The following is a 22,241-nucleotide window of genomic DNA, read 5'->3' as shown; positions in this document are numbered from 1 at the left end:
AACCAGTCCTTACGCTCACAGAGAGCGTAGTTATAAACACGCCGACACTGCTCTAACCATCCTTCAAAGATGGCTATCTGATTTTTTGTTGGCTTAAGCTTGAATTCGTAGGTTAGACTAAACAACTTGCATCACCTCCTTACCGTATTATACACACTTTTGACAAAACATCAGAACGATTTATCAAAAGCCGTCCGACAAGGACGGGGCTTGTGACCCAAGTCTTCGGTCATCAAAACCTGAGAATGTCAGGATTTGTAAATTTATTCCTCCAGAAATAGACGAGGATTACCGCAAAAAAGTATCATTAGATACAGAAATAGAATCTACCTGAGAGTTTTGACTCAGATCAGTGCAGTGGATCGGTGGGTAGGTTGCGGTAATCACATTGATATAATCTTATGGATGTCGAGACAGCGATCGATTGGGATGAAGCCTTTGAATATCTACCCGGTTCTCTGGTGGAATTGAAAGCACAACCAGGAACCACATATTGTATTGACTTTTATGAACCCATGATGGTTCCCCCGATCTGGTTAGTGGATGATCCACGTCCCCGCTATCCCCACGAGTTACGGATCGTATCACGCCTGAATGAGCGGGTTTGTTCATTAGAGTCTCAAGACGTTTAAGCGCAGAAGGCTCGTTTCATCTGACAATCAAACCGAGACGCAGAAAAAACAAAATGACTTGTAGGGGCTAGTTTTACCGTTACCTGTGGCGACAAACCCCCTAATTCAATAAACCCGCCCTGCTCCCAACCATTAATGTTTATAATCCAGTTGCTGTAGGCTCTAGGTGAGTGGGTCGAGTTCCGTGAATTCTATTCGCCTAGGCTTATTGAGGGCTAAAGCCCTTACTACGAACTACAAGTTTTTACCAAAGAGAACGTAAATCTAGGGTAAATCCGGGTAAAACCTCTTCTCCAGACAGAGTAGCTGGAGCCTCTAAAATTTCAACATTTTGCTGGGGACGATAAATTTCTATTCTTCTTTGTTCCGGCGCAATTAACCACCCCAAACGGACGCCATTTTCCCTATATTCCTTCATTTTATCCTGCGTCGATTTTAAAGTATCTGAAGGAGACATCAGTTCCACAACAAAATCGGGGCAAATTGGCGGAAACTTGGTTCTTTGTTCTGGAGACAAAGCATCCCACCGTTCCTGTCTCACCCAAGCTAAATCCGGAGAACGATTAGCGCCATTGGGAAGTTTAAAACAGGTTGAGGAGTCAAAGCCAACTCCTAATCGAGTTCGGCGATTCCATATCCCAAAATCAATGACAAGTTCAAAGTTTTGATTTCCGGTTTCTCCGCCAGTGGGGGGCATAATAATTAATTCTCCGTGGGAATTGCGTTCAAATTTCAGATCAGGATTAGCCCGACATAATTGATAAAATTGGTCATCGGTAAGCTGAATAATCGGGTTAAAATCTATAGTATAAGCCGTCATTTTAGTTTTACCTGTTAACTCCACTTCATTGGATTCATTCCCTATTCTCGGTCATTCTCTGACACCGCCTACATTTAGATTGAGGCGAGTCGAGTTAGGTTAATTCTCATACCTCCACATTTAAGCAGCGACTCGCCCCTACAATTGTGATCATGTCAATTTCTCTGATCATCCGTTTGGTCAAATTAATAATCGGTAGTGGCGACTTCCTTGCATTACTTAATAATACCCGTCTATTCAATTTACTCGGGTCGCTCTTACTCAGGTTGCCCATCGCACATTTGCCTATATTTTAAATGGGTTGGGTTATAGTCGCCAAAGGAACCTTGAGCGCACCTCCACCCTCAATACATCTAACGCCAAGATATCCCCTATTCGGATAACCCACCGAAGCAAACGTTGTTGTTTCCGGTCGTGATGTATCACACTATAAGAAGAAAGTCAAGTTCACTGCTGTTTTACCCTGTCATCCAGTTGCCATCAATCCCATGCTGGACGAACCCCGAACAACGTTTCCCAATGATTGAAACCAAACAACCCGAAGACGTAGCCGACTATAACCAGAGTTCATTGAACGCCCTCGATCGCGCGATCGCCTTTTCTCAGGGTGAGTTCTCCCTTGTCTTAGTGCGCTGTAATTACAAGCGTTTGCAAAAGCGTATTTTACACCAACTGCACGAATGCGCTCAAGGTCGATATCAAATACAGGAATTAGTTCTCCCCGAATCCGTCACCACCCTTTACACCACGATTCAGAATTATGTGGACAGGAATCATAGAGAAGCAGGGGGAGCAGAGGGAGCAGAGGGAGCAGAGGGAGCAGAGGGAGCTGGGGGAGCTGGGGGAGCTGGGGAAGCAGAGGGAGCTGGGGGAGCAGAAATTAAAATTAGAGCTAATTCGAGCTATATTGATCCTCCTCCCGCCTTAATTATCCTAGGACTCGAATCCGTGGAAGCTCTGGATGATTTACTCTCCTCCACCAATCAAGTGCGGGATGAATTTCGCAAACGTTTACCCTTCCCCCTCGTCTTGTGGGTGAATGACGAAGTATTGCACAAACTCGTCCGTTCTGCCCCTGATTTTAGCAGTTGGGCGGCAACTCCAATTAAGTTTGAAATTGCTACCGATGAACTCCTCAACTTACTGCAACACAAAGCCGACTCCCTATTTAAAACCGTATTAAAAGGAACGCCGGGACGATATGCGCCGTGGCGTATCTGTACCCACCATGCCCATCTCAATTTAGCCACAGGATGTCGCTCCCGCGCCGAACTTGACTGCGCCCTCCATGACTTAGAACAGCGCCAAGAAACGATTACCCCGGAACTAGAAGCGAGTCTGCAATTCGTTTTAGGGCAATATGATTATGCCAATGATTATATCGATGCCGCCGTTATCCGTTATCAAAAAAGCCTTTGGTATTGGCGCCTCACCAATAACTTAGAACGTCAAGGCGTTCTCCTATTTCATTTAGGCTTATGTTATTGCCGGAATGCCGACTTGCATCGGGCGCAACGACACCGCAACTGGGAAGAAGCTTGGCCCTATCTTCAGCAAGCGGTTGAGGCGTTTGAACGGGCGGAACGTCCAGATTTGGTGGCGCAGTTTATTACCCAACAAGCGGAAGTCTTGCAACATTTGGAAGGCTGGGACTCCTTGCAACACGTCGCCCAACAGTGCTTACGAGTCCATCAACACTACGGTTCCCCCGTGCAACTGGGGCAAGATTACGGCTTTTTAGCTGAAGTAGCCCTCGTGAAACGGCGCTGGAATGATGCCAATCACTGGGCGCGACAAGCCCTCTCCCGGTTAGAATCGGTCTCGGATCAACTTCAAGACTACCAAGGCTTACATCCCTATCTATTGACTCAACTCTATCAACTCATCGTTGTCAAATCCGATCATCAGTTGCGTCAATCAGCGGAAGCCACTCACCATCTGAACCGGGCGAGTCAAGACTTAGCGGATGCGATTGCCAAAAGCGATTATCTTTATGAACCCCAACGTTACTTATATCTCCTGGAAAACTTACGGCGGCTTTACTTCGAGCAACACCGTTACTTAGAAGCATTTCAGATTAAACAAGAACAAGGGGCAGTCGAACAACTCTATGGATTTCGTGCCTTCATTGGTGCGGCTCGTCTCCAGCCTCGACGAGCCGTATCTAATCCTACCTTAACCCCAGTCGAACAGCAAGAAATCGTGGCACAAGAAATAGCCGCATCCGGGCGTCAACATGATGTACAACGTTTAATTGAACGGTTAAGCCGGGCGGATTGCCAATTAACAGTAATTCATGGACCTTCTGGCGTTGGTAAGAGTTCCATCGTTTCCGCTGGCTTAGTGCCTGCCCTAAAGCATAGAGCATTAGGCGATCGCTTAGTGTTACCTGTGGTACTGCAAGTGTACACCGATTGGATTAAGGAACTGGATAAAGGCGTCAGAACCGCCCTATCTGGGTTAACCCCCCGTAAATCTGACCAATTTGCCGCCACAGAAATCATTGGCGACGATAATTCCGATGAATCAATTCTCAACCAACTGATAGCACAGTTACGAGATAACGCGGATCGCAATATCTTAACCGTGTTAATCTTTGACCAATTTGAGGAGTTTTTCCTGGGACATGCCTCTGCTCAACAAGTTCGCTTATTTCATCAGTTTTTTCAGACCTGTTTAAATCTGTCTTTTGTCAAAGTTATTATTTCCATTCGCGAAGACTTCTTACACTACTTATTAGACTTCGAGAAACTGAATCTAGAGGCAATTGACAATAACATATTAGATCGCAAAAATCGCTACCCGTTAGGTAACTTTTCCCGTAGCGATGCCCGGGCGGTAATCCAAAGCCTCACCGAACGCGCCCATTTTTACTTAGAACCCGCATTAATTGATGCCTTAGTTCAAGATTTAGGTCGAGAACTGGGAGAAGTTCGTCCGATTGAATTGCAAGTGGTGGGGGCGCAGCTACAAGCTGAAAATATCACCACGCTGGCACAATATCGACAACGAGGTCCGGTGGAAAAGCTGGCGGAACGTTTCCTGGAAAAAGCATTGAAAGACTGTGGCGCAGAAAATGAACAGGCGGCTTGGCTGGTGTTGCAACTTCTCACCGATGAAAATAATAATCGTCCCTTAAAAACTCGTGCTGAATTAGTTATTGAATCGGATATTGACGCCCAGCCCCTGGATTTAATTTTAGAAATATTAGAGAAATCTGGATTAGTCTTCCTGTTACCCGAAATACCCACCCATCGCTATCAACTGGTTCACGATTACCTGGTGGAATTTATCCGCCAAAACGAGCAAAATAGTTTGCAGAAAGAACTGGAAGAACTGCGACAAAAAGATAAAGATAGTCAAACTAAAATCCAACAACTAATTCGGGAAAAAAGCCTGCGGTCTAAATTATCAGCGGCGACGAAAAAACACGCAGCGGCGGTGGAAAAACAACATCAAGCCGAGGGGAAATTGAATCAAGTTCTACGACGCCGTTTGCAAGAAGCCCGAATTGCGGGCGTGACGTTAGCTACCCTGGCGGTGATTGCCGTCGGACTGGTATTTCGGGCAGTATTTAGTGAAACCAACGCCCGATTAATTGCTCTGAATGCTTCAGCTGAAGCCTTGGTTGCTTCCAACCGTAAATTTGACGCCTTGCTGAAAAGTTTATCCGCTGCTAAAGAATTAAAACAAGCCCTGGGGGTGACACAGGAAACCCGGATGCGGGTGATTTCTACATTGCAACAGGTGGTGTATGGGGTGAAAGAACGCAACCGTTTAACGGGACATAATGATTGGGTGAGTAGCGTTAGCTTTAGTCCCGATGGTGAGTTAATTGCTTCGGCGTCTCGGGATAAAACGATTAAACTGTGGAGTCAGCAGGGGGAATTGTTGAAAGACGTAGGGAAACATGAAGAGGGGGTGTATGCGGTGCGCTTCAGTCCTCAGGGTGAGATATTAGCGTCTGCCAGTGAGGATCATACCATTAAACTTTGGAGTCGCGAGGGTAGATTATTAAGAACCTTAACTGGACATCGCGATCGCGTCCACAGTATCAGCTTTAGTCCCGATGGTCAACGGCTTGTCTCGGCGAGTGAGGATAATACGATTAAACTTTGGCGTATCGATGACGGAAAGCTGCTGAAAACCCTATCAGGTCATAATCATTGGGTGTTAGATGTTAGTTTCTCTCCCAATGGTCAGTTGATTGCTTCAGCCAGTCGTGATAAAACGATTAAACTGTGGCAATCTGATGGTAAATTACTCAAAACCTTAACTGCCCACAATAAACCCGTACTCGACATCAGTTTTAGTCCCGATGGACAATATCTCGTCTCTGCTAGTGCAGATAAAACCGTCAAACTGTGGCGAACTGATGGCAGATTACTCAACACCCTATCCGGACATCAAGATGCTGTAATTGCCGTTACTTATAGTCCAGATGGTCAGATGATTGCCTCTGGAAGTGACGATAACACAATTAAACTCTGGCGTCCCGATGGCACATTAATCGACACCTTGCAGGGACATGGTAAGGCGATTCTGGGATTAGGATTCAGTCCCAATGGCAAAATTTTAGCCTCAGCTAGTGCCGATAATACGATCAAACTCTGGCAACTTGAGGGAGGAATGTTGCAACCGATTCCCGGACATAGCCAACCCATCAGCAGCGTTAGTTTTTCCCCCAATAGTCAGACGATTGCTACCGCTAGCTGGGATAATACGGTAAAACTCTGGACTCGTCAGGGTGAATTGTTAAAAACAATTGCGGCACATCAAAAGTCAGTTAATAGTGTTAGTTTTTCTGACAACGGTGAGACCCTAGCCACAGGCAGTGACGACACAACAATTAAACTCTGGAATCAAGATGGAACCTGGCAGAAAACCTTGTCCGGACATAAGGATGGGGTAACCAGTGTTAATTTTAGTCCCGATGGTCAGCGACTCGTATCCAGTAGCGCAGATCAAACAATCAAACTGTGGCACATTGATGGCAAATTGGATAAAACCTTAATCGGTCATCAAGGGACAGTGTGGGGAGTAAGTTTTAGTCCCGATGGGTCTTTAATTGCTTCAGCCTCTGACGATAAAACAGTGAAACTTTGGAGTCGTAACGGCAACTTTATCAAAACCTTAAGGGGACATAATGGAGCAGTCAATTGGGTCACCTTTAGCCCCGATGGTGAATTGATTGCCTCGGCGAGTAGTGATGGAACGGTGAATCTCTGGAATCGAGAGGGTGAATTCATGCATTCCTTGAAGGGACATAATGGAGCAGTCAATTGGGTGACATTTAGTCCCGATGGCGAGTTTATAGCCTCAGGGAGTGATGACAAAACTGTGAATCTTTGGAGTCGGTACACGGGGAATTTAATTAATTCATTTTCGGTTCATAAAGATGCCGTGTTTAGCGTGAGTTTTAGTCCCGATGGTGATAGTTTGGCATCCGCGTCTCAAGACACAACCGTGATTCTGTGGAATTTGGATTTAGCGGATTTAATTGGACGCAGTTGTTATTGGTTAGACGATTATTTACACAATAATTCAGAGTCGTTAACCCTTAATAATGCCAATCCCCAGGATTTTCGGGCATTGTGTGAGGGGAGATAGGGAATTTCACGTTCATCGTTCATGGTTCATCTTTCCTGGCAATCTAGTCGAATGATACTGAAATTTAAAAACAAGGTACAACGTCGAGAACAAGACACGGTAGCTGCCAACGTCCGATAAAAATAGGACTTACGCTTTCTTGACGGCACAGGCGCTACCTGTAGGGGCACGGCAATGCCGTGCCCCTACCATAAATGGCGTTTGTGCGTAAGTCCTGAAAAATTTAGGATTGGACTCCAATGTAGTAAAATGTAGCCTGTAGAGATGTTGCTGGCAAGGTTTCTACAGTCCCCAATTCCCAACCCTTAATTATGTCCAACCCTTTTTTACTCAGCCGCGTCCTTTTACAGTTTAATTCGTCAGACGAAGACCTAATTAATGAACTATCAGCCGCCACGTTCACACCGGATGGTAGTTTGTGGCTTGGTTCCGATGAAGGGATAAATGTTGAACGTCTATCGCTGATCGAACCTTGTGTTTTTGGCAATCACCAATCCTATTGTCTAGCCGATTTCATTGAACTGTTTAATCAAGATGATGAAATTGATATTGAAGGAATTGATTATGCCGATAATTATCTTTGGATAACCGGATCTCACAGCACCAAACGTGGCAAACCCAAGGGGAAAAACGTAGAAAAAGACATCCAACGCCTTGCCACGATTAAAACCGATGTGAATCGATATTTACTTACTCGTATTCCCATCGTGAATGGCGAATTATTAAAGGTATCGTCTCTCCCGGATAATCCGGAATAAAAATTGACCGCCGCCTGCTTACAAAAGACAGACGCGAGTAATAGTCTCATGGATGCCTTAATTGACGATATTCACTTAGGTCCCTTTGTGACGCATCCCTTACCCAGCAAAGATAATGGCTTAGATATCGAAGGATTGGCGGTGCGTGGCGATCGCGTGTTTTTAGGCTGTCGGGGTCCGGTTCTCCGGGGTTGGGCAGTTATCATCGAAATCAAAGTGGCTGAATCTGCACCCGGTATCCTAACCCTACAGGACATTGGGGACAACGGGAAACGCTATCTCAAACACTTTATCGATCTCAATGGTTTAGGAGTGCGGGAACTCTGTTGGCAAGGAGACGATTTGCTGATTCTGGCTGGACCAACAATGGACTTAGAAGGCGCTATCCGGGTATTCCGCCTCACGTCTATTTTAGACCGTTCAGCCGACAGTATAACGGGGCAAGTCACAGGAGAGTTAGAACCCCTGTTTGACTTACCCTTTACCCCAGGATGCGATCGCGCCGAAGGTTTAGCCTTGTTTCCCTGCTTAGGAGAATCAGATGCGCTGTTAATTGTTTATGATTCCCCTAATCCCATTCGCCAAATTGAACCGAGTGCGATTTACGGAGACGTTTTTAGTGGAAACATTTTCGGCTAATCGTGCTAAATACGTTAAGATTCTCTAGATTTAGGATAGTTTAGCTTGCTCGGCGAGAAGCCTCACGATCTAATCTTTGATTGAATGTAGGAGGATGTCACGTAGGATCTAGTTATAGAGTGGGGATGTTCTGGCAATCAAGCAATTTTATGCCATAGCGTTTCCTGAACTTGACTCATCTCTTCCCGGACTTTTAGATAACTACAGGGAATACTATCGATTACAGCCATTGCGGTTTCCCCATTGCTATGAAGTTCGAGTTGAGCTTGGGGAGGGGCTTCAAAGAATAAACGCTCCTGGGGAAATATAATTCGCTCAAATCGCCAATTTGGGATATTGATAATCCGAGCGATTAAGGTTTTGCCCGTTCCATTTGTATAGTAACAAAGCATGAGATTACTACTGTCATTGAGCCGAGAGGGATAGAGTTGAGTCATGATTAAATAACCCCAGTAACGTTATCAGTTGGTTACAATTCTTACTCAGAAGAAGGATAAAGGATTAACAAAACGCTTTATCCTCCCCAAGTTTGACTTAAGAAGGCAAGCGCAGCGCGGTTTCAAATACCCACCAGTTCACAGGCTTACAAAAAAGCAGATACCAAAAACACGAGAGCCTTCTGCCGTCTGCCTTCTGTTTTATCCATAATTTCTATCAAGCACAGCTTCCCTTATGAAAAAGCGGGCGCAAAAAGATGGGTATAGTTCCAAGGCAAGGTATAGAATTGAACATTCGTCAAGGACGAGGGAGGATGCCAATCCGATTGACTGTGTAGAATATACTCTATTCCCCAATGAGCATAGGTTTCCACCCGCAAACGTAGTTCTAAAGAATGGTAAGGGATTTTTGTTGGTACATAACCGTTTGCCGTTTCCTTTGCCTGAGTATAAACTTCAGGAATAGCCGCCATCACGTAGTCAACCAGTCGTTGACGTACATCGGGCTGGGCAAATAGTTCGGTGTAGGGTTCATCACCATAAACTGCCAGGGCATTGTCAATTTCTTCATTCACTAATTGTAGTCCCAAGTCTACAACCGCTTTAGACAGTGATTTAGACATTGTTCATTTCCTCAACTTGATGGCTTTCCTGCTGATATCAGAATGGATCTGTCGTCCACGGAAACACTGAAATTCAAGGACATTGAGTCAAAAAGGGAAATATCCCTGTGGGTCATTGCTGGATGAACATTACTGACTCTACAGGTTAAACGTAAAAAAATTGGGGAATGACACTCAAGAGAATTTAGTGTTTTTCTAAAGAAAAGATTAAGAAAAGGGTTTCAATCGATAACCAACGCTATGAACCGTCTCAATCAAATCATCTGGCGCTCCCACTGCTTTGAGTTTGTAACGTAAGCTCTTAATGTGGGCTTTAACGGTATCTTCAAAAGGGGTTGCCTCTGATGTCCACAAATGCTCAATGATGAACTCACGGTTGATGATCCGCTGACTATTTCGCAAAAACAACTCTAGGCAGGAATACTCCTTCGGGGTTAAATGTACAGGCTGTTGATTATAGGTTACTTGATGACGACTTGGATCAAGCTTTAATCGCTCCCACTCTAGTACTGGCGGTACTGAACATCCTCCCCGTCGCAACAGCGCTCGAATGCGAGCTAATAGTTCTGGCAAATCAACGGGTTTGACCACATAGTCATCAGCGCCTGCATCTAAACTATTCACCTTATCCGTGCTGGTGTCAAGGGCTGTGATCATTAGAATTGAGCCGTGATAGTCGCTAGAACGCAGACGCCGACACAAACTGATACCATCTAATTTAGGGAGCATGACATCTAGCAAAATTAAGTCATAATAGAGCCTTGTAATTTGTCGCCAGCCTGCTTCCCCATCATTGACAACATCAACATCATAATTTTGATCGACAAGCGCCTCTGTGAGGGCTTCTGCGAGCGCGATATCATCTTCCACCAACAAGATTTTCATAGCCAATTAATTGAATAAATCGGTAAGCCAACTCAAGTAGATATAGCAGATGCGCTATAGCTTAATTCCCACTTTACCAACCTTAACATTGGCTCTACTCATTCTCTAGAGCATCGATCCAGTGATCACAGTTAAGTAATCGGACGAGTGACGTAGCTTGCTTCTTTTCGGGAGCGAGTATGACCAATGAAAAATGATAAATGATAAATGACAAGTAACAAATGACACATTCTATCCAACCCAAAAATCTGCTTGCTGGTTTGGGTTTAGCATTACTGATCCTTAGTAGTCCGATCGCTGTTTATGTATGGCGGTTAATGGGATTCGCTCCCCAGGCGTATCGGGAGCATCCTCTGTTGTTAATCACCATCACTAACGGTTTCAGTATACTGCTATTAATTGGCATCTACTATCGCTTCTGGGTACGACTTAGGCAACTGGAACAAGACAATGACAACAGCAGATTCTTGTCTCCAGAGATTCGCGATCGCCAACAAGCTGAGTTGCAAGAACAGAATTTTGTTTCCGTAATTCTCGATACCGCTAATGCCTTAATTACCGTTCTCGATCAACAGGGCCGAATTATTCGATTTAATCAAACCTGTGAACGACTAACTGGCTATTCCTTTGAGGAAGTCAAGGGAAAGTATATTTGGGATTTGTTTTTAATTCCAGAAGACATTGAATGTGTAAAAACCATTATTAAAGAACTCCAAGCCTGTAATTTTCCTAACGAGCATGAAAATTACTGGATCGCACGAGATGGCACTCGGCGTCTAATTTACTGGTATAATAGAGTCTTGCTTGATGACAACAGTGCAGTTAAGTATCTGATTGGAATTGGCATTGATATTACTGAACGTCAGCAAGCCGAAAAAATGCGTCGCCAACTCGAACGCCAGCAAGAACTGAGTCAACTCCAGCTACGCTTTTTTTCATTAGTGTCCCATGAATTTCGCACCCCATTGAGTACGATTTTAGCCTCCGTTCAACTCCTACAAATTTGCCCGAATAAATTTTCTCCAGATAAAAAAATCAGAAATCTGCAACGTATTGAAAGCGCGGCTAAACGTCTGCGGCAAATGTTAGATAATATTCTCACGATTAATCGTGCTGAAACGGGACAATTGGAGTTCCAGCCGACGCGGGTGAATCTTGAACAGTTTTGTCAAGGGATTTTAGCGGAGATACCACGTAATCCTGACAATCCGTATAATCTAAATTTGGTTAGGCAGGCAGACTGTAGCCGTGCCTGTTTGGATGAACAGCTATTGCGTTCTATTTTGATAAATTTACTAACGAATGCGATTAAATATTCTCCGCCAGGTAGTACTATTGATTTACGGCTAACTTGTACAACAACTGAGGTGGATTTCCAAGTTTGCGATCAGGGTATTGGCATTCTTGCTGATGATATCCCTCATATATTTGAAGCCTTTTACCGGGGAAAAAATATTGATAGTATTCCGGGTTCAGGATTAGGGTTAACGGTTGCCCAAACTTGTGTTATCGTACATGGTGGCACTATTAGCGTGACCAGTGAACATGGAGTTGGCACAACGTTTACGGTAACAATTCCTGGCGAAGTCATAAGTCAAGTGTAGGGGCGGGTTTAGACACTGTAGGGGCGGGTTTAGACACTCAAGTAAGCTTGTCACCGATAACGGTTCAACAAAACCCGCCCTTATGCATAAGTAAAGAAATAGAAAATCGGGTATAAATTGAGTGTGAGAGTAATGAGCAAAAAACAAACTAAACACAACCATTTTGCTATTACTAACGCCGCTAAGATAAGGTTGATCATCTTATTTTTCCTATTGATAAGTTTAGGAATTTGGACAGGGTTGACGTTTTCGGAACCGACGAGTCCCCAACAGGCAGCCGCTCAAGTTAAGCGGCTAGAAGCTATTTATACTCAGGGGAATTATATCGAGGCGGGGATTTGGAGCGCGATCGCACTCGGATTTGGAGTCCGAATCATTCGCCGTTCGGGAACAGAGCGATATCAAGCACTCATGGCTTTCCTCACCTTCTTTTTCTTTGGACTATCGGATATCATCGAAGTACAGACAGGAGCCTGGTGGCGTCCTTGGTGGTTATTTGTGTGGAAAAGCCTCTGTGTGTTTTCCATGGCAGCTTTGCTGATTAATTACCTGCGATCCGATCGATAGTAGTGAAACCAGCCCCTAAACATCGGTCAGGGCGGGTTTTGAACAAACATTAGTCATCAATAGCGAAAAGAAAATCCCTAAACCCGCCCCTACACAAAACCAGACCCCTTGAGCCAAGCGAAGGGTTAAAACCAGGTTCCCGACGAACGAAGTGAAGGCTCAAAACTTCACCAATTCCCCGCCAACGATAAAATAGCAAATGTAGCCAATAATTGGGAATTAACATGAATCAGCCAATGCCAGGGAATCCCAAAGCCAACTCTGATTCTGATCAATCGATGACCACGGGTGATCCAGGTTTACGATCCTTTGCTGACCGTCTGGCTAATAATTTGGCACGGGATACACTAATTCAAGGAACGACTGACTATCTGCGAAAAGTGTTAGCCGTCGATCGCGTGGTTCTCTATTATTTCTATTACGAGTGGAAAGGTCAAGTCACCTTCGAGTCATTGAGTTCTCCCAACTACTCCATCTTCGGCTCGACTGGCGGCGATGAATGCTTTAATGACGAGTATGCCGAGTTATATTATGCAGGACGAGTGAGAGCGATCGCAGATATTGAAACCGAACCCATCGATCCCTGTCACCGCGACTTTTTGCGTAGCCTTAAAATACGTGCCAATTTAGTGGTGCCGATTCTTACACCGCGACGCTTATGGGGATTACTCGCGGCTCATCATTGTCAAGATACCCATCCTTGGTCACCGTCTGACATTGAAGCCATGAAAAAAGCCGCCCAAACCTTAGCGACGGTTCCAGCAATTCGAGATAGCTAGATATCGATGAAACTCAAAGTCCTAATTCTAGCGCTGACAACTCTTACCGCACTCGTCGGTACGGCGGATTGGGCGGCAGATTTTCCCCTGAGTCGCTCCCTGTTGTCACAGTGGCAATGGGGCGGCTCGGGGCAGTCACAAACCCTGCTCAAAGACCGTATTTTAGATGAAGGGGAAACAGAAGCCGCATTTCGGGCGCGGAGTTTGGCGATTCGGGAAAAGGTGGCGGCGGCGGATTTAGAGGGATTGGATACCTGGTGGCGTACTCGCACAATTAGTGATCCCCATAAATACTTACTTCCAGTTATTCTTGCCCGCCTCAGCTTAGGGGAACAATACGATCGCCAGCAAACCTGGGATATACTCTTGGGTTTAGATGAAGGAAAACCTGATCTTTATCACTTTCGCAGCCCCTACGATATTCGCATCTTCTTCTTATTCCGAGATACCATGCCCAAAGCGGTACAAGCCTCTTACCGTAGTATGGTGGATTCGCCGCGTGTACGAGAGTGGCTGGAACAGGGTACAGAAAATCATATGTTCATGCAGCGTATTTCCGGTTTAGCGCTGATGGATGGAAGTGGTTTCCCTACGCCTCTCCCGGCGACGGCGGCGACAAATGAGGCTTGGCTTAGGGCAGAATTGAATAAGTTCCTGACAATTGGACAGGGAGAGTTTCATTCTTCGACGTATTATGGGTATGCGATCGCAGGTTTGCTGAATCTCTATGATTTTGCTGATACTCCCGAATTGCGCCAGTTGGCGAAAGCCGCATTAGACTGGTACGCCGTCAATATGGCGGTGCGCTTCAGTTGGGGAACCGCAGGTGGTGCGGAAAGTCGCGGGTTTGATCGCGGGACGTGGGATGATAGTGGTTTGAGTGGCGTGGCTTGGATTTGGTGGGGGGATAGTTTGACCCAGAGCGGAGTCGAAGGGTTGACACCTGTCGAGCGTATGGATCGTGGTGTGACTAGGGTAGCATTACCTGCCGCGTTAAGTGATTATCGTCCGCCGCCTCAATTGAGAGCGATTGCCCGTAAGGAAATAGAATTACCCTTTCAGCTTAAAGCCAGTCATCCGGGTTATTATAGTTATCACCAAGACAATCGATTTTGGGAAATCTTTTATGTGACTCAAGACTATAGTTTGGGCACATTAATTGACCCCAGTCGTTCGTATCGAGTCAAAGGCACCATTAATGCCCAATATGCTACCTATAAATTAGTCATCCGTGATCCTAAAGGGCAAAATAATGCCGTTGTTAGTTTGGGTGGAACCTATCATTCAGACATGGCGACAGGGCGTTCTCCAGGTGATCAGTACGTCCAAGAAAAGGGCGCAGTGATTTATCAGTTACGCTTAAATCCACGAGATCAAGCTGCCGATGTACCAGGGCGTTCTCACCTAGTTTTACCGACTCGATATGGGAAACCTCTGCGCTATGGGGACTGGTACATTTGGCGCATTGAAAATACCTTCCTTTGCGCTCGTCCTTGGGGTGAACAGATAGACTGGCAAAATCAGGTATCGGAGAAATATTCTGATTACCAGGTGTTAGCGGCAATCGGTAAGAATACGGCTTGGATTACCGATGTAGCCAGTATTGATGATTATCCCACAATCGAGGCGTTACAGCAAGCCCTTGACCAAACTGAGATTCGCAATACGTCCTCGCGAACACGCTATCGCGATCGCTCCTGGGAGACAATGGGTCAGATTACCTATACCAGTTTAGCGGGCGATCGCTTACAGATGACCTATCAACCCAATCGAGGAGCGGGTTTAGCACAGATTAATGGGAAAGAGCGAGTTCTCGACGATTGGGCGGTGTTGGATAGTCCTTATGTTCAGCAAGACTTAAATAGTGGTCTTTTAGAGGTATTTTCTCCCCTAGGAAACTGGCGTCTGCGAGGCACATTGACAAGTCCAGAATGGGAGTAGGTAATCAGTAATAATTAGGGACTGCTGAATAAGTTTTGTGGTGGAGAGAGGCAACAGGCAACAGGCAACAGGGAACAGGCAACAGTTTCAACCCTCTGTTAAGGTAAGATGCGGGTTTAGGGACAATTGTAGGGGCGGGTTTAGGGACAATTGTAGGGGCGGGTTTAGGGACAATTGTAGGGGCGGGTTTAGGGACTAAATTCAGCTAGTCACCGATAACTGTTCAACAAAACCCGCCCTCCCCACCGATAACCTATCTTTCCATTCCTGATTGCGTCAAATTTCCATGAAAAAAGGAATCAGAGGAAGATAATAATTCTCTTCCGTAAATGCACCTAAAAAATGGACTCCTCCATGAACAAGTTAACCCTGATGATCTGTCCCCATGATACAGCCAAAAAACCAGATCAATGGTTTCGCTTCATCCAATATTTGAATAATCAGCTTGATGTCAACATACATTTAGAGGTTTCGCTGGATTTCGAGGATTTTCATCAACATCTCGATCAAGCCGATATCGTCTACGCTAATCCGGCTGATAGTATCCGTCTGCGGGAACAAGGGTTTTCTGCGGTGGTTCGTCCGAGCAATCTCTATGATGAGGTGGTGTATATTGCCCATCAGGATATCGCCAATCCAACCTTAGATTCGCTGCACGGGAAAACTCTTGCTACTGTCAAAAGTATGCTACCGATTAAGGTTGCTTTACATAGTCTCAAAGAAAAAGGAATTGCACCTGCACAACTGTTGGATAAATCCTCGTGGTTAGGAGTAATCAATAGCGTGTCCAAAAACGAAGCCCCTTTCGGCATTGTCTATAAAGACACATACAAGGAACTCTCACCCAATACAAAGGCAATGGTTAATGCCTTTGCTGAATCGCAAGAAAAGGTCATCTTTCATGGTATCCATGTTAGTCCCAATGCTATGGCTCATAAGAGTGAATTAGAGCGTGTTCTCTTAGAGATGAATACGACTCCAGCCGGAAAAGATGTGTTGCAAGAACTCAATATTGAAGGATGGTGTAAAACTACGTCCGAAGAAATTAGCACGGCTAAGGAAATTATGATGGCGGCTTAAACCATTCGATTCATCCCCAACCAACTTTTTAGTATGATCGGGGATGAATCGCAAAATTAGATAAATATACGACTTAGGACAGATGACATTTAGATAATATCTGCATTATATGTTCCCTGTTGCCTGTTCTCTGACAAAATTCCATCATCGTTTTCGAGAGTGACTGATATATTGCCCATGAATATTCACTCCATAACCAGGTAGGTGAGTAATCCAGAAATCCAGCGATCGCGCGTTTTCGGGTAGAATATTAACTTCCTAACCTAAATCGTATTTAGCGAACTATTTTTTGATGACCTTTTTGGGTAATCCTCCACTATACCCTGACGCGGTTAGTGAGGGAGGATGTCAAACTTGTACTCTAGTAGAGAAGAGCTAGACCATTATCAATGGAAATTAATACCCCCGATTGGGTGAAGCACGCCGTCTTTTATCAAATATTTCCCGATCGCTTTGCCAAAGGCAATCCACCCCATTCGCAAGTGGCTAAAACCCTTCCCCTAGAACCCTGGGATGCCCTGCCCACTTTACAAGGCTATAAGGGCGGAGATCTTTGGGGCGTAATGGAAAAACTCGATTATTTGCAAGATTTAGGCGTTAACGCCATTTACTTTACCCCCATCTTTCAATCCGCCAGTAACCACCGTTACCACACTCACGATTATTATCAGATCGACCCAGTATTAGGGGGGAATGGCACATTCATGAAACTCTTGGAGAAATGTCATCAGCGGGAGATGAAAGTCGTTCTGGATGGTGTATTTAACCATGCGAGTCGCGGCTTCTTCTTCTTCCATGACATTCTCGAAAATGGTCCTTATTCGCCGTGGTTAGATTGGTTCAAGATTGAACGCTGGCCCCTATCAGCCTATGATGGCGACAAACCCGCTAACTATGTCGGTTGGGAAGGCAATCGGGCGTTACCTGAATTTAACCATGATAATCCCGACGTGCGGGAATATATTATGCAGGTTGCCGAACATTGGATTAAACTCGGCATCGATGGCTGGCGGTTAGATGTCGCCTATGAGATTGAAACGCCAGGATTTTGGCAAGAATTTCGCGATCGCATCAAAGCCATTAACCCAGATGCCTATATTGTCGGCGAAGTGTGGGTAGACTCCCGTCAGTGGCTAGATGGGACTCAATTTGACGGGGTAATGAACTACCTATTCACCGGACCCACCATTGCCTTTACCGCAGGCGATCGCGTGATTCGGGAATATGTCGAACAACCCTCTTACCAACCCTATCCTCCCCTAGATGCACCGGGTTATGCGGCTAAAATCGAGCATCTGTTGCAGCTATACCCCTGGGAAATTCAACTCACCCAACTCAACCTGCTAGCCAGTCATGATACAGCCCGACTGCTATCTATTGCTGAAGGAGGGAAAAACGATCCATCCGCCGAAGCGATCGAAAGCGTTAAGCTGGCTACGCTATTACTGTTTACCTTTCTCGGTGCCCCCAGCATCTATTATGGCGATGAAGTTGGGTTACCTGGCGCATTAGATCCCGACTCCCGCCGGGGTTTTCCCTTAGAATCTCAATGGAATCCAGAGATTCTCGATTGTCACCGTCAGCTTATTGCCCTGCGTCATAATCGCCCTGCACTGCGTACAGGTAGCTATCAAGTGCTGTTCGCTGAGGGAATGACGTATATCTTTGCCCGCAAACTGGAGGCAGACGAATTAATTATCGCCGTTAATGCCGGAACCACAACCGCCCAAGTTCAGGTGGAAGTGCCGCCAGAGTTATCACCACGCCATCAAATCGTGTACGGTGACGCCAGCTTCACCTGGAATCAAAACCATTTGGCGATAGACTTACCGCCTCGGACAGGTTGTATTTTGGGTTAACTTATCCGTTCAGGTACAGGTGTAGGGGGAGTTGTCAGATCACTCCCCCATTTCCCTTGTCTACTGTTTTTAGCGGATTTCCTGAGTAGAAAGTTACAGTTTTGTAAAGTATTGCTGCTTACATCCGGAAGTCACCACAGTCAGTCCTACAATAGGAGTATCCTCCAAGAGCAACTAAGACCAGCCCTAGCTCTGCTCTATTACGACACAATAGTACAGGACGGAGTAGTCAGTATGAAGCTTGTGATCCAGGGCAAGAACATTGAAATCACTAATGCAATTCGAGAATATGTTAATCAAAAAATAGAAAAAGCGGTCAATCACTTTCAAACTATGACGACTGAGGTGGACGTGCATCTCTCTGTTGCCCGTAATCCTCGGATCAACACGAAGCAAACTGCCGAAGTTACCATTTATGCCAATAAAACCATAATTCGTGCCCAGGAGAGTAGCGAAGACTTGTATGCCAGTATCGATCTGGTAGCAGATAAGATCCAACGTCAACTGCGTAAATACAAAGAAAAGCTGCAAAAGAAAACACAGGCACAACCCAAAACTGGTGCTGTGATTCATGAAGCCCCTGTGGTTGAGGATTTAATTGGCGATCGCACTCCCGAACTGCCCACAGAAGTCGTGCGGATGAAATATTTTGCCATGCCGCCGATGACGATTGAAGAAGCCATGGAACAGCTTCAACTGGTCGATCATGACTTCTATATGTTCCGGAATGCGAAAACTAACGAGATTAACGTTCTCTATGAACGCAATCACGGCGGATATGGTGTGATTCAGCCTCGCAATGGCAATGGTCATACCAATCATACCAATGGCAAGACTGCCCAAAATGCTGCGGCGGTAACTGATACATCAACAGTTTCATAGCATCTGTTATCTATCGAACTTGAAATCCTCTCTTGATTCTCCCCCGAGTGACAGGCGGGGGATTATGTTATTGGTCATTTGTCATTTGTCATTTGTCATTCGTCATTAGTCATTAGTCATTAGTCATTTGTTCATTGTTCATTAGTAATCCTCTTCCCCAGCTCCCCCATCTTTGGGATTACCATTGAGTTGGGACTGTAGTACATCGAGGATTAGTGGCGTGGCAAGGGCAAAGATTCTAATTGTCGAAGATGAAATTATTACCGCTCAAGCCATTGCTGGTCAACTCAAACGACTGGGTTACGACGTGGTAGATATCGCCAATTCAGGTACAGCCGCCCTCGCTAAAGTCGCGCAAACTTGTCCAGATCTGGTGTTGATGGATATTGTTCTCAAACACCGAGACATGGATGGAATTGAAGCCGCCGAGCAGATTCGCAACCAATTTAAAATACCCGTCATCTACCTGACGGCACACTCCGAGGCGGCTACCTTGGCGCGTGCGAAAGTGACAGAGCCATTTGGCTATATTGTCAAGCCCTTTAATCAACGCGATTTAGGGATTACCATCGAAATTGCCCTTTATAAGCATCAAACCCAACAGCAGTTAATCGAACGCGAGGAATTTCTCTCCACGATTCTCGACTCAACCCATGATGCGGTAGTCGCAACGGATGCAACAGGCGGCATTACCTATATGAATCCTATCGCCCAAACCTTAACGGGTTGGTCATCTACTGAGGCGATGGGTAAACCCGTTACTGAAGTGGTGCAAATTTTCGATGAAGCCACGAATACAGTTGTGGAAAACCCGGTGATACTGCTGCTGCGGGGTGAACCTGTGCCGAATCAAGGACATAATCGCCTGTTGATTGCTAGAGATGAAACCAAAACACCCATCGTCGATCACGTTTCCTTAATGCGCCCTAATGATGATGACATCAAGGGTGCTGTTTTAGTCGTTTGCGATATCAGCGAACGTCGTCAAGCCCAAGCCTTAGAACTAGAACGGGTTAAACTAGCCACAGAAGTTGCAGAACGCCAAAAAGCCGAGGCAGAAATTCGTAAAGCTTTAATCGCTGAACAGGAATTGAGCGAACTGAAATCTCGGATTGTGGCGATGATTTCCCACGAATACCGCACCCCCTTGGCGGTAATTTTAACCTCAACGGAACTCCTGAAACGCTACAGTACCCAGTTATCACAAGAGAAACAACAAACCTATTTAGACCGGATTCAAATGGGCGTCAAGCAGATGGCTCAGCTTGTGGAAGAGGTTCTCACGTTTAATAAAGCCCAAGCGGGTGAACTTCAGTTGAATCCCGAACCGTTGAATATGGAAGACTTTTGTCTGCAATTAGTAGATGAACAGCGATTGATGGTTGGCGATCGCTATACGTTGACCTATGATGCTCAACTCTCGTCTAGAGAAGCGGAGTTGGATAAGCAGATGCTGCGACATATTGTCACCAATCTCCTCAGCAATGCGATTAAGTATTCTGCCAAAGGCACGACGGTTTCCTTGTCCCTACGCCGCGAGGATGACACCCTGATCCTCCAAGTTCAAGATCAAGGGATTGGTATTCCCGAATCAGAGCAACCTCGATTATTTTCCCCCTTTTTCCGCGCCAGCAATGTCAGCACAATTGCCGGGACGGGGATGGGATTGTCTATTGTTAAAAATTGTATAGATTTGCATCAGGGGGAGATTGCGATCGCGAGTGAGGTAGGCAAAGGGACAACGGTGACGGTGACGTTACCTGTCAACGCCAAGCCATCGTCCGGAGATGCGACCCATTAAGACGTATCAATTGATGAAGTTTTATCCTATCTAAAAAATAATCTATAATTTCGCCTCAATGGGTGATAAAGCCCCGTACAATATAGTTTGATAGAATCTTTTGAGGTGGAGGTAACAGAGCAATCATGCCCGCAGCCGTTGGGACGATTGAAACGTTAGGGTTTCCTGGGGTACTTGCCGCAGCAGACGCCATGGTAAAAGCTGGCGCGGTTACCCTGGTGAAGTTTGATCGCAATGAAAGTGGTCGCTTTATGGTCAGCGTTCGGGGCAAAATATCCGAAGTTAAGGTGGCTGTAGATGCGGGTCTAGAAGCGGTGGAGAAAACACACGGCGCTGAGATAACCGGTTACTACATCATTCCTAATCCCCACGAAAATGTTGACACCGTTCTACCGATTGAATATACCAGTCAAGTTGAACAGTTTCGCTCATTTTAACTGAGTAAGGGAAGGGTAAATATTTCAGTGACTCTAGGTCTGGTTCGCGATTAAAAGGCTAAAGACAAAGAGTATGTTTCTGAAAAAATACCCATAATTCGTAGAATAAATTTTTGAGTTCATTAATTGATTGAGGAGATTGGCAATGTCAATAGTAGCAGTTGGGTCAATTGAAACCAAGGGCTTTCCCGGTATATTAGCCGCCGCAGATGCTATGGTTAAAGCGGGTCGAGTGACCATAGTCGGCTATATCCGCGTTGGTAGCGCTCGTTTTAATCTGAATATTCGTGGCGATGTTTCCGAGGTAAAAACCGCCATGGATGCTGGAATTGCAGCCGTTGAGAAAACCTATGGTGCAACCTTAGAATCGTGGGTGATTATTCCCCGCCCTCATGAAAATGTGGAGTGTGTTCTGCCAATTGCGTACACAGAAGAGGTTGAGCAGTACAGAGAAGCGGTTGAGAATCCATTAGTCCAAGGTAGAGGAAACAGGTTGCAACGTTAGCAAAATAAGGGAAAGTTTTGTGTAGGGGTGGGCGTGAGCCATTGAATTTTGGTATTTACTGATAACCTTTGCACAAAACCCGCCCTTGATCAAAAAAGACAAATGACCTGAAATCACCAAGCGATCGCGTCTTCCGCGTACCCTCCCCAAAGCCTGTGAAGCCAAGCGATCGCGCCAGCGAATCACACCCAGGATTCAATCCACCATAATCGGTCGCCTCAACAGACTCATCATTTCTCCCGAAGCACCATAAGGAATCGGTGGACTCCACTCCCTCACATCGGCAAACCGTAAGCGATGCAGCGTTTTGATAATGCTGTTGATCCCTTTACGGGAACCGATAACCATCACCTTAATAAATTCTTTCCCGGAAACGGGATCA

Annotated in this window: 18 protein-coding genes and 1 pseudogene; 13 read left to right on the top strand and 6 right to left on the bottom strand. The window is 45.6% G+C overall.

Translation table 11 applies throughout. The features are described 5' to 3' along the window. A partial coding sequence (locus RIG27_RS15270) for a helix-turn-helix domain-containing protein (protein ID WP_446346472.1) occupies positions 1-125 on the bottom strand: 125 nt, incomplete at its 3' end. 276 nt (positions 126-401) lie between these two features. Between RIG27_RS15270 and RIG27_RS15265 the strand changes: the two genes are divergently transcribed. Beyond that, positions 402-632 (top strand): hypothetical protein, encoded by a 231-nt coding sequence (locus tag RIG27_RS15265; protein ID WP_446346470.1) that lies wholly within the window; start codon positions 402-404, stop codon positions 630-632. 244 nt (positions 633-876) lie between these two features. On the opposite strand, the gene RIG27_RS15260 is transcribed toward RIG27_RS15265, so the two are convergent. Next, positions 877-1,452, bottom strand: a complete 576-nt coding sequence (locus RIG27_RS15260; protein WP_446346468.1) for a Uma2 family endonuclease — start codon at positions 1,450-1,452, stop codon at positions 877-879. A gap of 519 nt (positions 1,453-1,971) precedes the next feature. Between RIG27_RS15260 and RIG27_RS15255 the strand changes: the two genes are divergently transcribed. Both RIG27_RS15255 and RIG27_RS15250 read left to right on the top strand, forming a co-directional pair. Further along, positions 1,972-7,062, top strand: coding sequence for a WD40 domain-containing protein (locus RIG27_RS15255; RefSeq protein ID WP_446346466.1), 5,091 nt, complete (start codon positions 1,972-1,974; stop codon positions 7,060-7,062). A 311-nt stretch (positions 7,063-7,373) separates the two neighbouring features. Continuing rightward, positions 7,374-8,459, top strand: a pseudogene (locus RIG27_RS15250) (DUF3616 domain-containing protein). Between the two features lie 137 nt (positions 8,460-8,596). Here the strand turns inward: RIG27_RS15250 and RIG27_RS15245 are convergent. The 3 genes from RIG27_RS15245 to RIG27_RS15235 all read right to left on the bottom strand — a co-directional run bounded on the left by RIG27_RS15245 (position 8,597) and on the right by RIG27_RS15235 (position 10,404). Continuing rightward, positions 8,597-8,896 (bottom strand): DUF1830 domain-containing protein, encoded by a 300-nt coding sequence (locus tag RIG27_RS15245; RefSeq protein ID WP_446346464.1) that lies wholly within the window; start codon positions 8,894-8,896, stop codon positions 8,597-8,599. 233 nt (positions 8,897-9,129) lie between these two features. Further along, a complete protein-coding gene (locus tag RIG27_RS15240; RefSeq protein WP_446346462.1) occupies positions 9,130-9,519 on the bottom strand; it encodes a hypothetical protein in 390 nt (129 codons plus the stop codon). A 207-nt stretch (positions 9,520-9,726) separates the two neighbouring features. Continuing rightward, the gene (locus RIG27_RS15235) at positions 9,727-10,404 is read right to left on the bottom strand and encodes a response regulator transcription factor (RefSeq protein WP_446346460.1); all 678 of its coding nucleotides are present in this window, start codon (positions 10,402-10,404) and stop codon (positions 9,727-9,729) included. Positions 10,405-10,625: 221 nt separating this feature from the next. Here RIG27_RS15235 and RIG27_RS15230 point away from each other — a divergent pair, with 221 nt between their 5' ends. From RIG27_RS15230 to RIG27_RS15185, 10 genes are all read left to right on the top strand, one after another. After that, positions 10,626-12,008 carry a PAS domain-containing sensor histidine kinase gene (locus RIG27_RS15230; protein ID WP_446346457.1) on the top strand — a complete coding sequence of 461 codons (1,383 nt, stop codon included), beginning with the start codon at positions 10,626-10,628 and terminating at the stop codon, positions 12,006-12,008. A 132-nt stretch (positions 12,009-12,140) separates the two neighbouring features. After that, a complete protein-coding gene (locus RIG27_RS15225; RefSeq protein ID WP_446346455.1) occupies positions 12,141-12,575 on the top strand; it encodes a hypothetical protein in 435 nt (144 codons plus the stop codon). Between the two features lie 224 nt (positions 12,576-12,799). After that, positions 12,800-13,354, top strand: coding sequence for a GAF domain-containing protein (locus tag RIG27_RS15220; RefSeq protein WP_446346453.1), 555 nt, complete (start codon positions 12,800-12,802; stop codon positions 13,352-13,354). Between the two features lie 6 nt (positions 13,355-13,360). Then, on the top strand, positions 13,361-15,295 hold the full coding sequence (locus tag RIG27_RS15215) for a hypothetical protein (RefSeq protein WP_446346451.1): 1,935 nt from the start codon (positions 13,361-13,363) through the stop codon (positions 15,293-15,295). 354 nt (positions 15,296-15,649) lie between these two features. Beyond that, positions 15,650-16,375 (top strand): phosphate/phosphite/phosphonate ABC transporter substrate-binding protein, encoded by a 726-nt coding sequence (locus RIG27_RS15210; protein ID WP_446346449.1) that lies wholly within the window; start codon positions 15,650-15,652, stop codon positions 16,373-16,375. Between the two features lie 389 nt (positions 16,376-16,764). Beyond that, a complete protein-coding gene (locus tag RIG27_RS15205) occupies positions 16,765-18,234 on the top strand; it encodes a glycoside hydrolase family 13 protein (RefSeq protein ID WP_446346447.1) in 1,470 nt (489 codons plus the stop codon). Between the two features lie 234 nt (positions 18,235-18,468). After that, on the top strand, positions 18,469-19,116 hold the full coding sequence (hpf, locus tag RIG27_RS15200; RefSeq protein ID WP_446346445.1) for a ribosome hibernation-promoting factor, HPF/YfiA family: 648 nt from the start codon (positions 18,469-18,471) through the stop codon (positions 19,114-19,116). 220 nt (positions 19,117-19,336) lie between these two features. Beyond that, positions 19,337-20,917, top strand: coding sequence for an ATP-binding protein (locus RIG27_RS15195; protein WP_446346443.1), 1,581 nt, complete (start codon positions 19,337-19,339; stop codon positions 20,915-20,917). 125 nt (positions 20,918-21,042) lie between these two features. Continuing rightward, a complete protein-coding gene (locus RIG27_RS15190) occupies positions 21,043-21,354 on the top strand; it encodes a carbon dioxide-concentrating mechanism protein CcmK (protein ID WP_006099036.1) in 312 nt (103 codons plus the stop codon). Positions 21,355-21,499: 145 nt separating this feature from the next. Next, positions 21,500-21,859 carry a carbon dioxide-concentrating mechanism protein CcmK gene (locus RIG27_RS15185; protein WP_044205095.1) on the top strand — a complete coding sequence of 120 codons (360 nt, stop codon included), beginning with the start codon at positions 21,500-21,502 and terminating at the stop codon, positions 21,857-21,859. A gap of 195 nt (positions 21,860-22,054) precedes the next feature. Here RIG27_RS15185 and RIG27_RS15180 read toward each other — a convergent pair. Beyond that, on the bottom strand, positions 22,055-22,241 hold a 187-nt coding region (locus RIG27_RS15180), incomplete at its 5' end, for a hypothetical protein (protein WP_446346440.1).

The organism is Coleofasciculus sp. F4-SAH-05, from assembly GCF_040222985.1.
GTDB lineage: Bacteria > Cyanobacteriota > Cyanobacteriia > Cyanobacteriales > Coleofasciculaceae > Coleofasciculus > Coleofasciculus chthonoplastes.
This window is presented reverse-complemented; position numbering and strand designations above follow the sequence as displayed.

Bases quoted from the DNA above. Each gene is read 5' to 3' on its own strand.
- RIG27_RS15265 (WP_446346470.1), top strand. From the start codon at position 402: ATGGATGTCGAGACAGCGATCGATTGGGATGAAGCCTTTGAATATCTA.
- RIG27_RS15260 (WP_446346468.1), bottom strand. From the start codon at position 1,452: ATGACGGCTTATACTATAGATTTTAACCCGATTATTCAGCTTACCGAT.
- RIG27_RS15255 (WP_446346466.1), top strand. From the start codon at position 1,972: ATGATTGAAACCAAACAACCCGAAGACGTAGCCGACTATAACCAGAGT.
- RIG27_RS15245 (WP_446346464.1), bottom strand. From the start codon at position 8,896: ATGACTCAACTCTATCCCTCTCGGCTCAATGACAGTAGTAATCTCATG.
- RIG27_RS15240 (WP_446346462.1), bottom strand. From the start codon at position 9,519: ATGTCTAAATCACTGTCTAAAGCGGTTGTAGACTTGGGACTACAATTA.
- RIG27_RS15235 (WP_446346460.1), bottom strand. From the start codon at position 10,404: ATGAAAATCTTGTTGGTGGAAGATGATATCGCGCTCGCAGAAGCCCTC.
- RIG27_RS15230 (WP_446346457.1), top strand. From the start codon at position 10,626: ATGACACATTCTATCCAACCCAAAAATCTGCTTGCTGGTTTGGGTTTA.
- RIG27_RS15225 (WP_446346455.1), top strand. From the start codon at position 12,141: ATGAGCAAAAAACAAACTAAACACAACCATTTTGCTATTACTAACGCC.
- RIG27_RS15220 (WP_446346453.1), top strand. From the start codon at position 12,800: ATGAATCAGCCAATGCCAGGGAATCCCAAAGCCAACTCTGATTCTGAT.
- RIG27_RS15215 (WP_446346451.1), top strand. From the start codon at position 13,361: ATGAAACTCAAAGTCCTAATTCTAGCGCTGACAACTCTTACCGCACTC.
- RIG27_RS15210 (WP_446346449.1), top strand. From the start codon at position 15,650: ATGAACAAGTTAACCCTGATGATCTGTCCCCATGATACAGCCAAAAAA.
- RIG27_RS15205 (WP_446346447.1), top strand. From the start codon at position 16,765: ATGGAAATTAATACCCCCGATTGGGTGAAGCACGCCGTCTTTTATCAA.
- hpf (WP_446346445.1), top strand. From the start codon at position 18,469: ATGAAGCTTGTGATCCAGGGCAAGAACATTGAAATCACTAATGCAATT.
- RIG27_RS15190 (WP_006099036.1), top strand. From the start codon at position 21,043: ATGCCCGCAGCCGTTGGGACGATTGAAACGTTAGGGTTTCCTGGGGTA.
- RIG27_RS15185 (WP_044205095.1), top strand. From the start codon at position 21,500: ATGTCAATAGTAGCAGTTGGGTCAATTGAAACCAAGGGCTTTCCCGGT.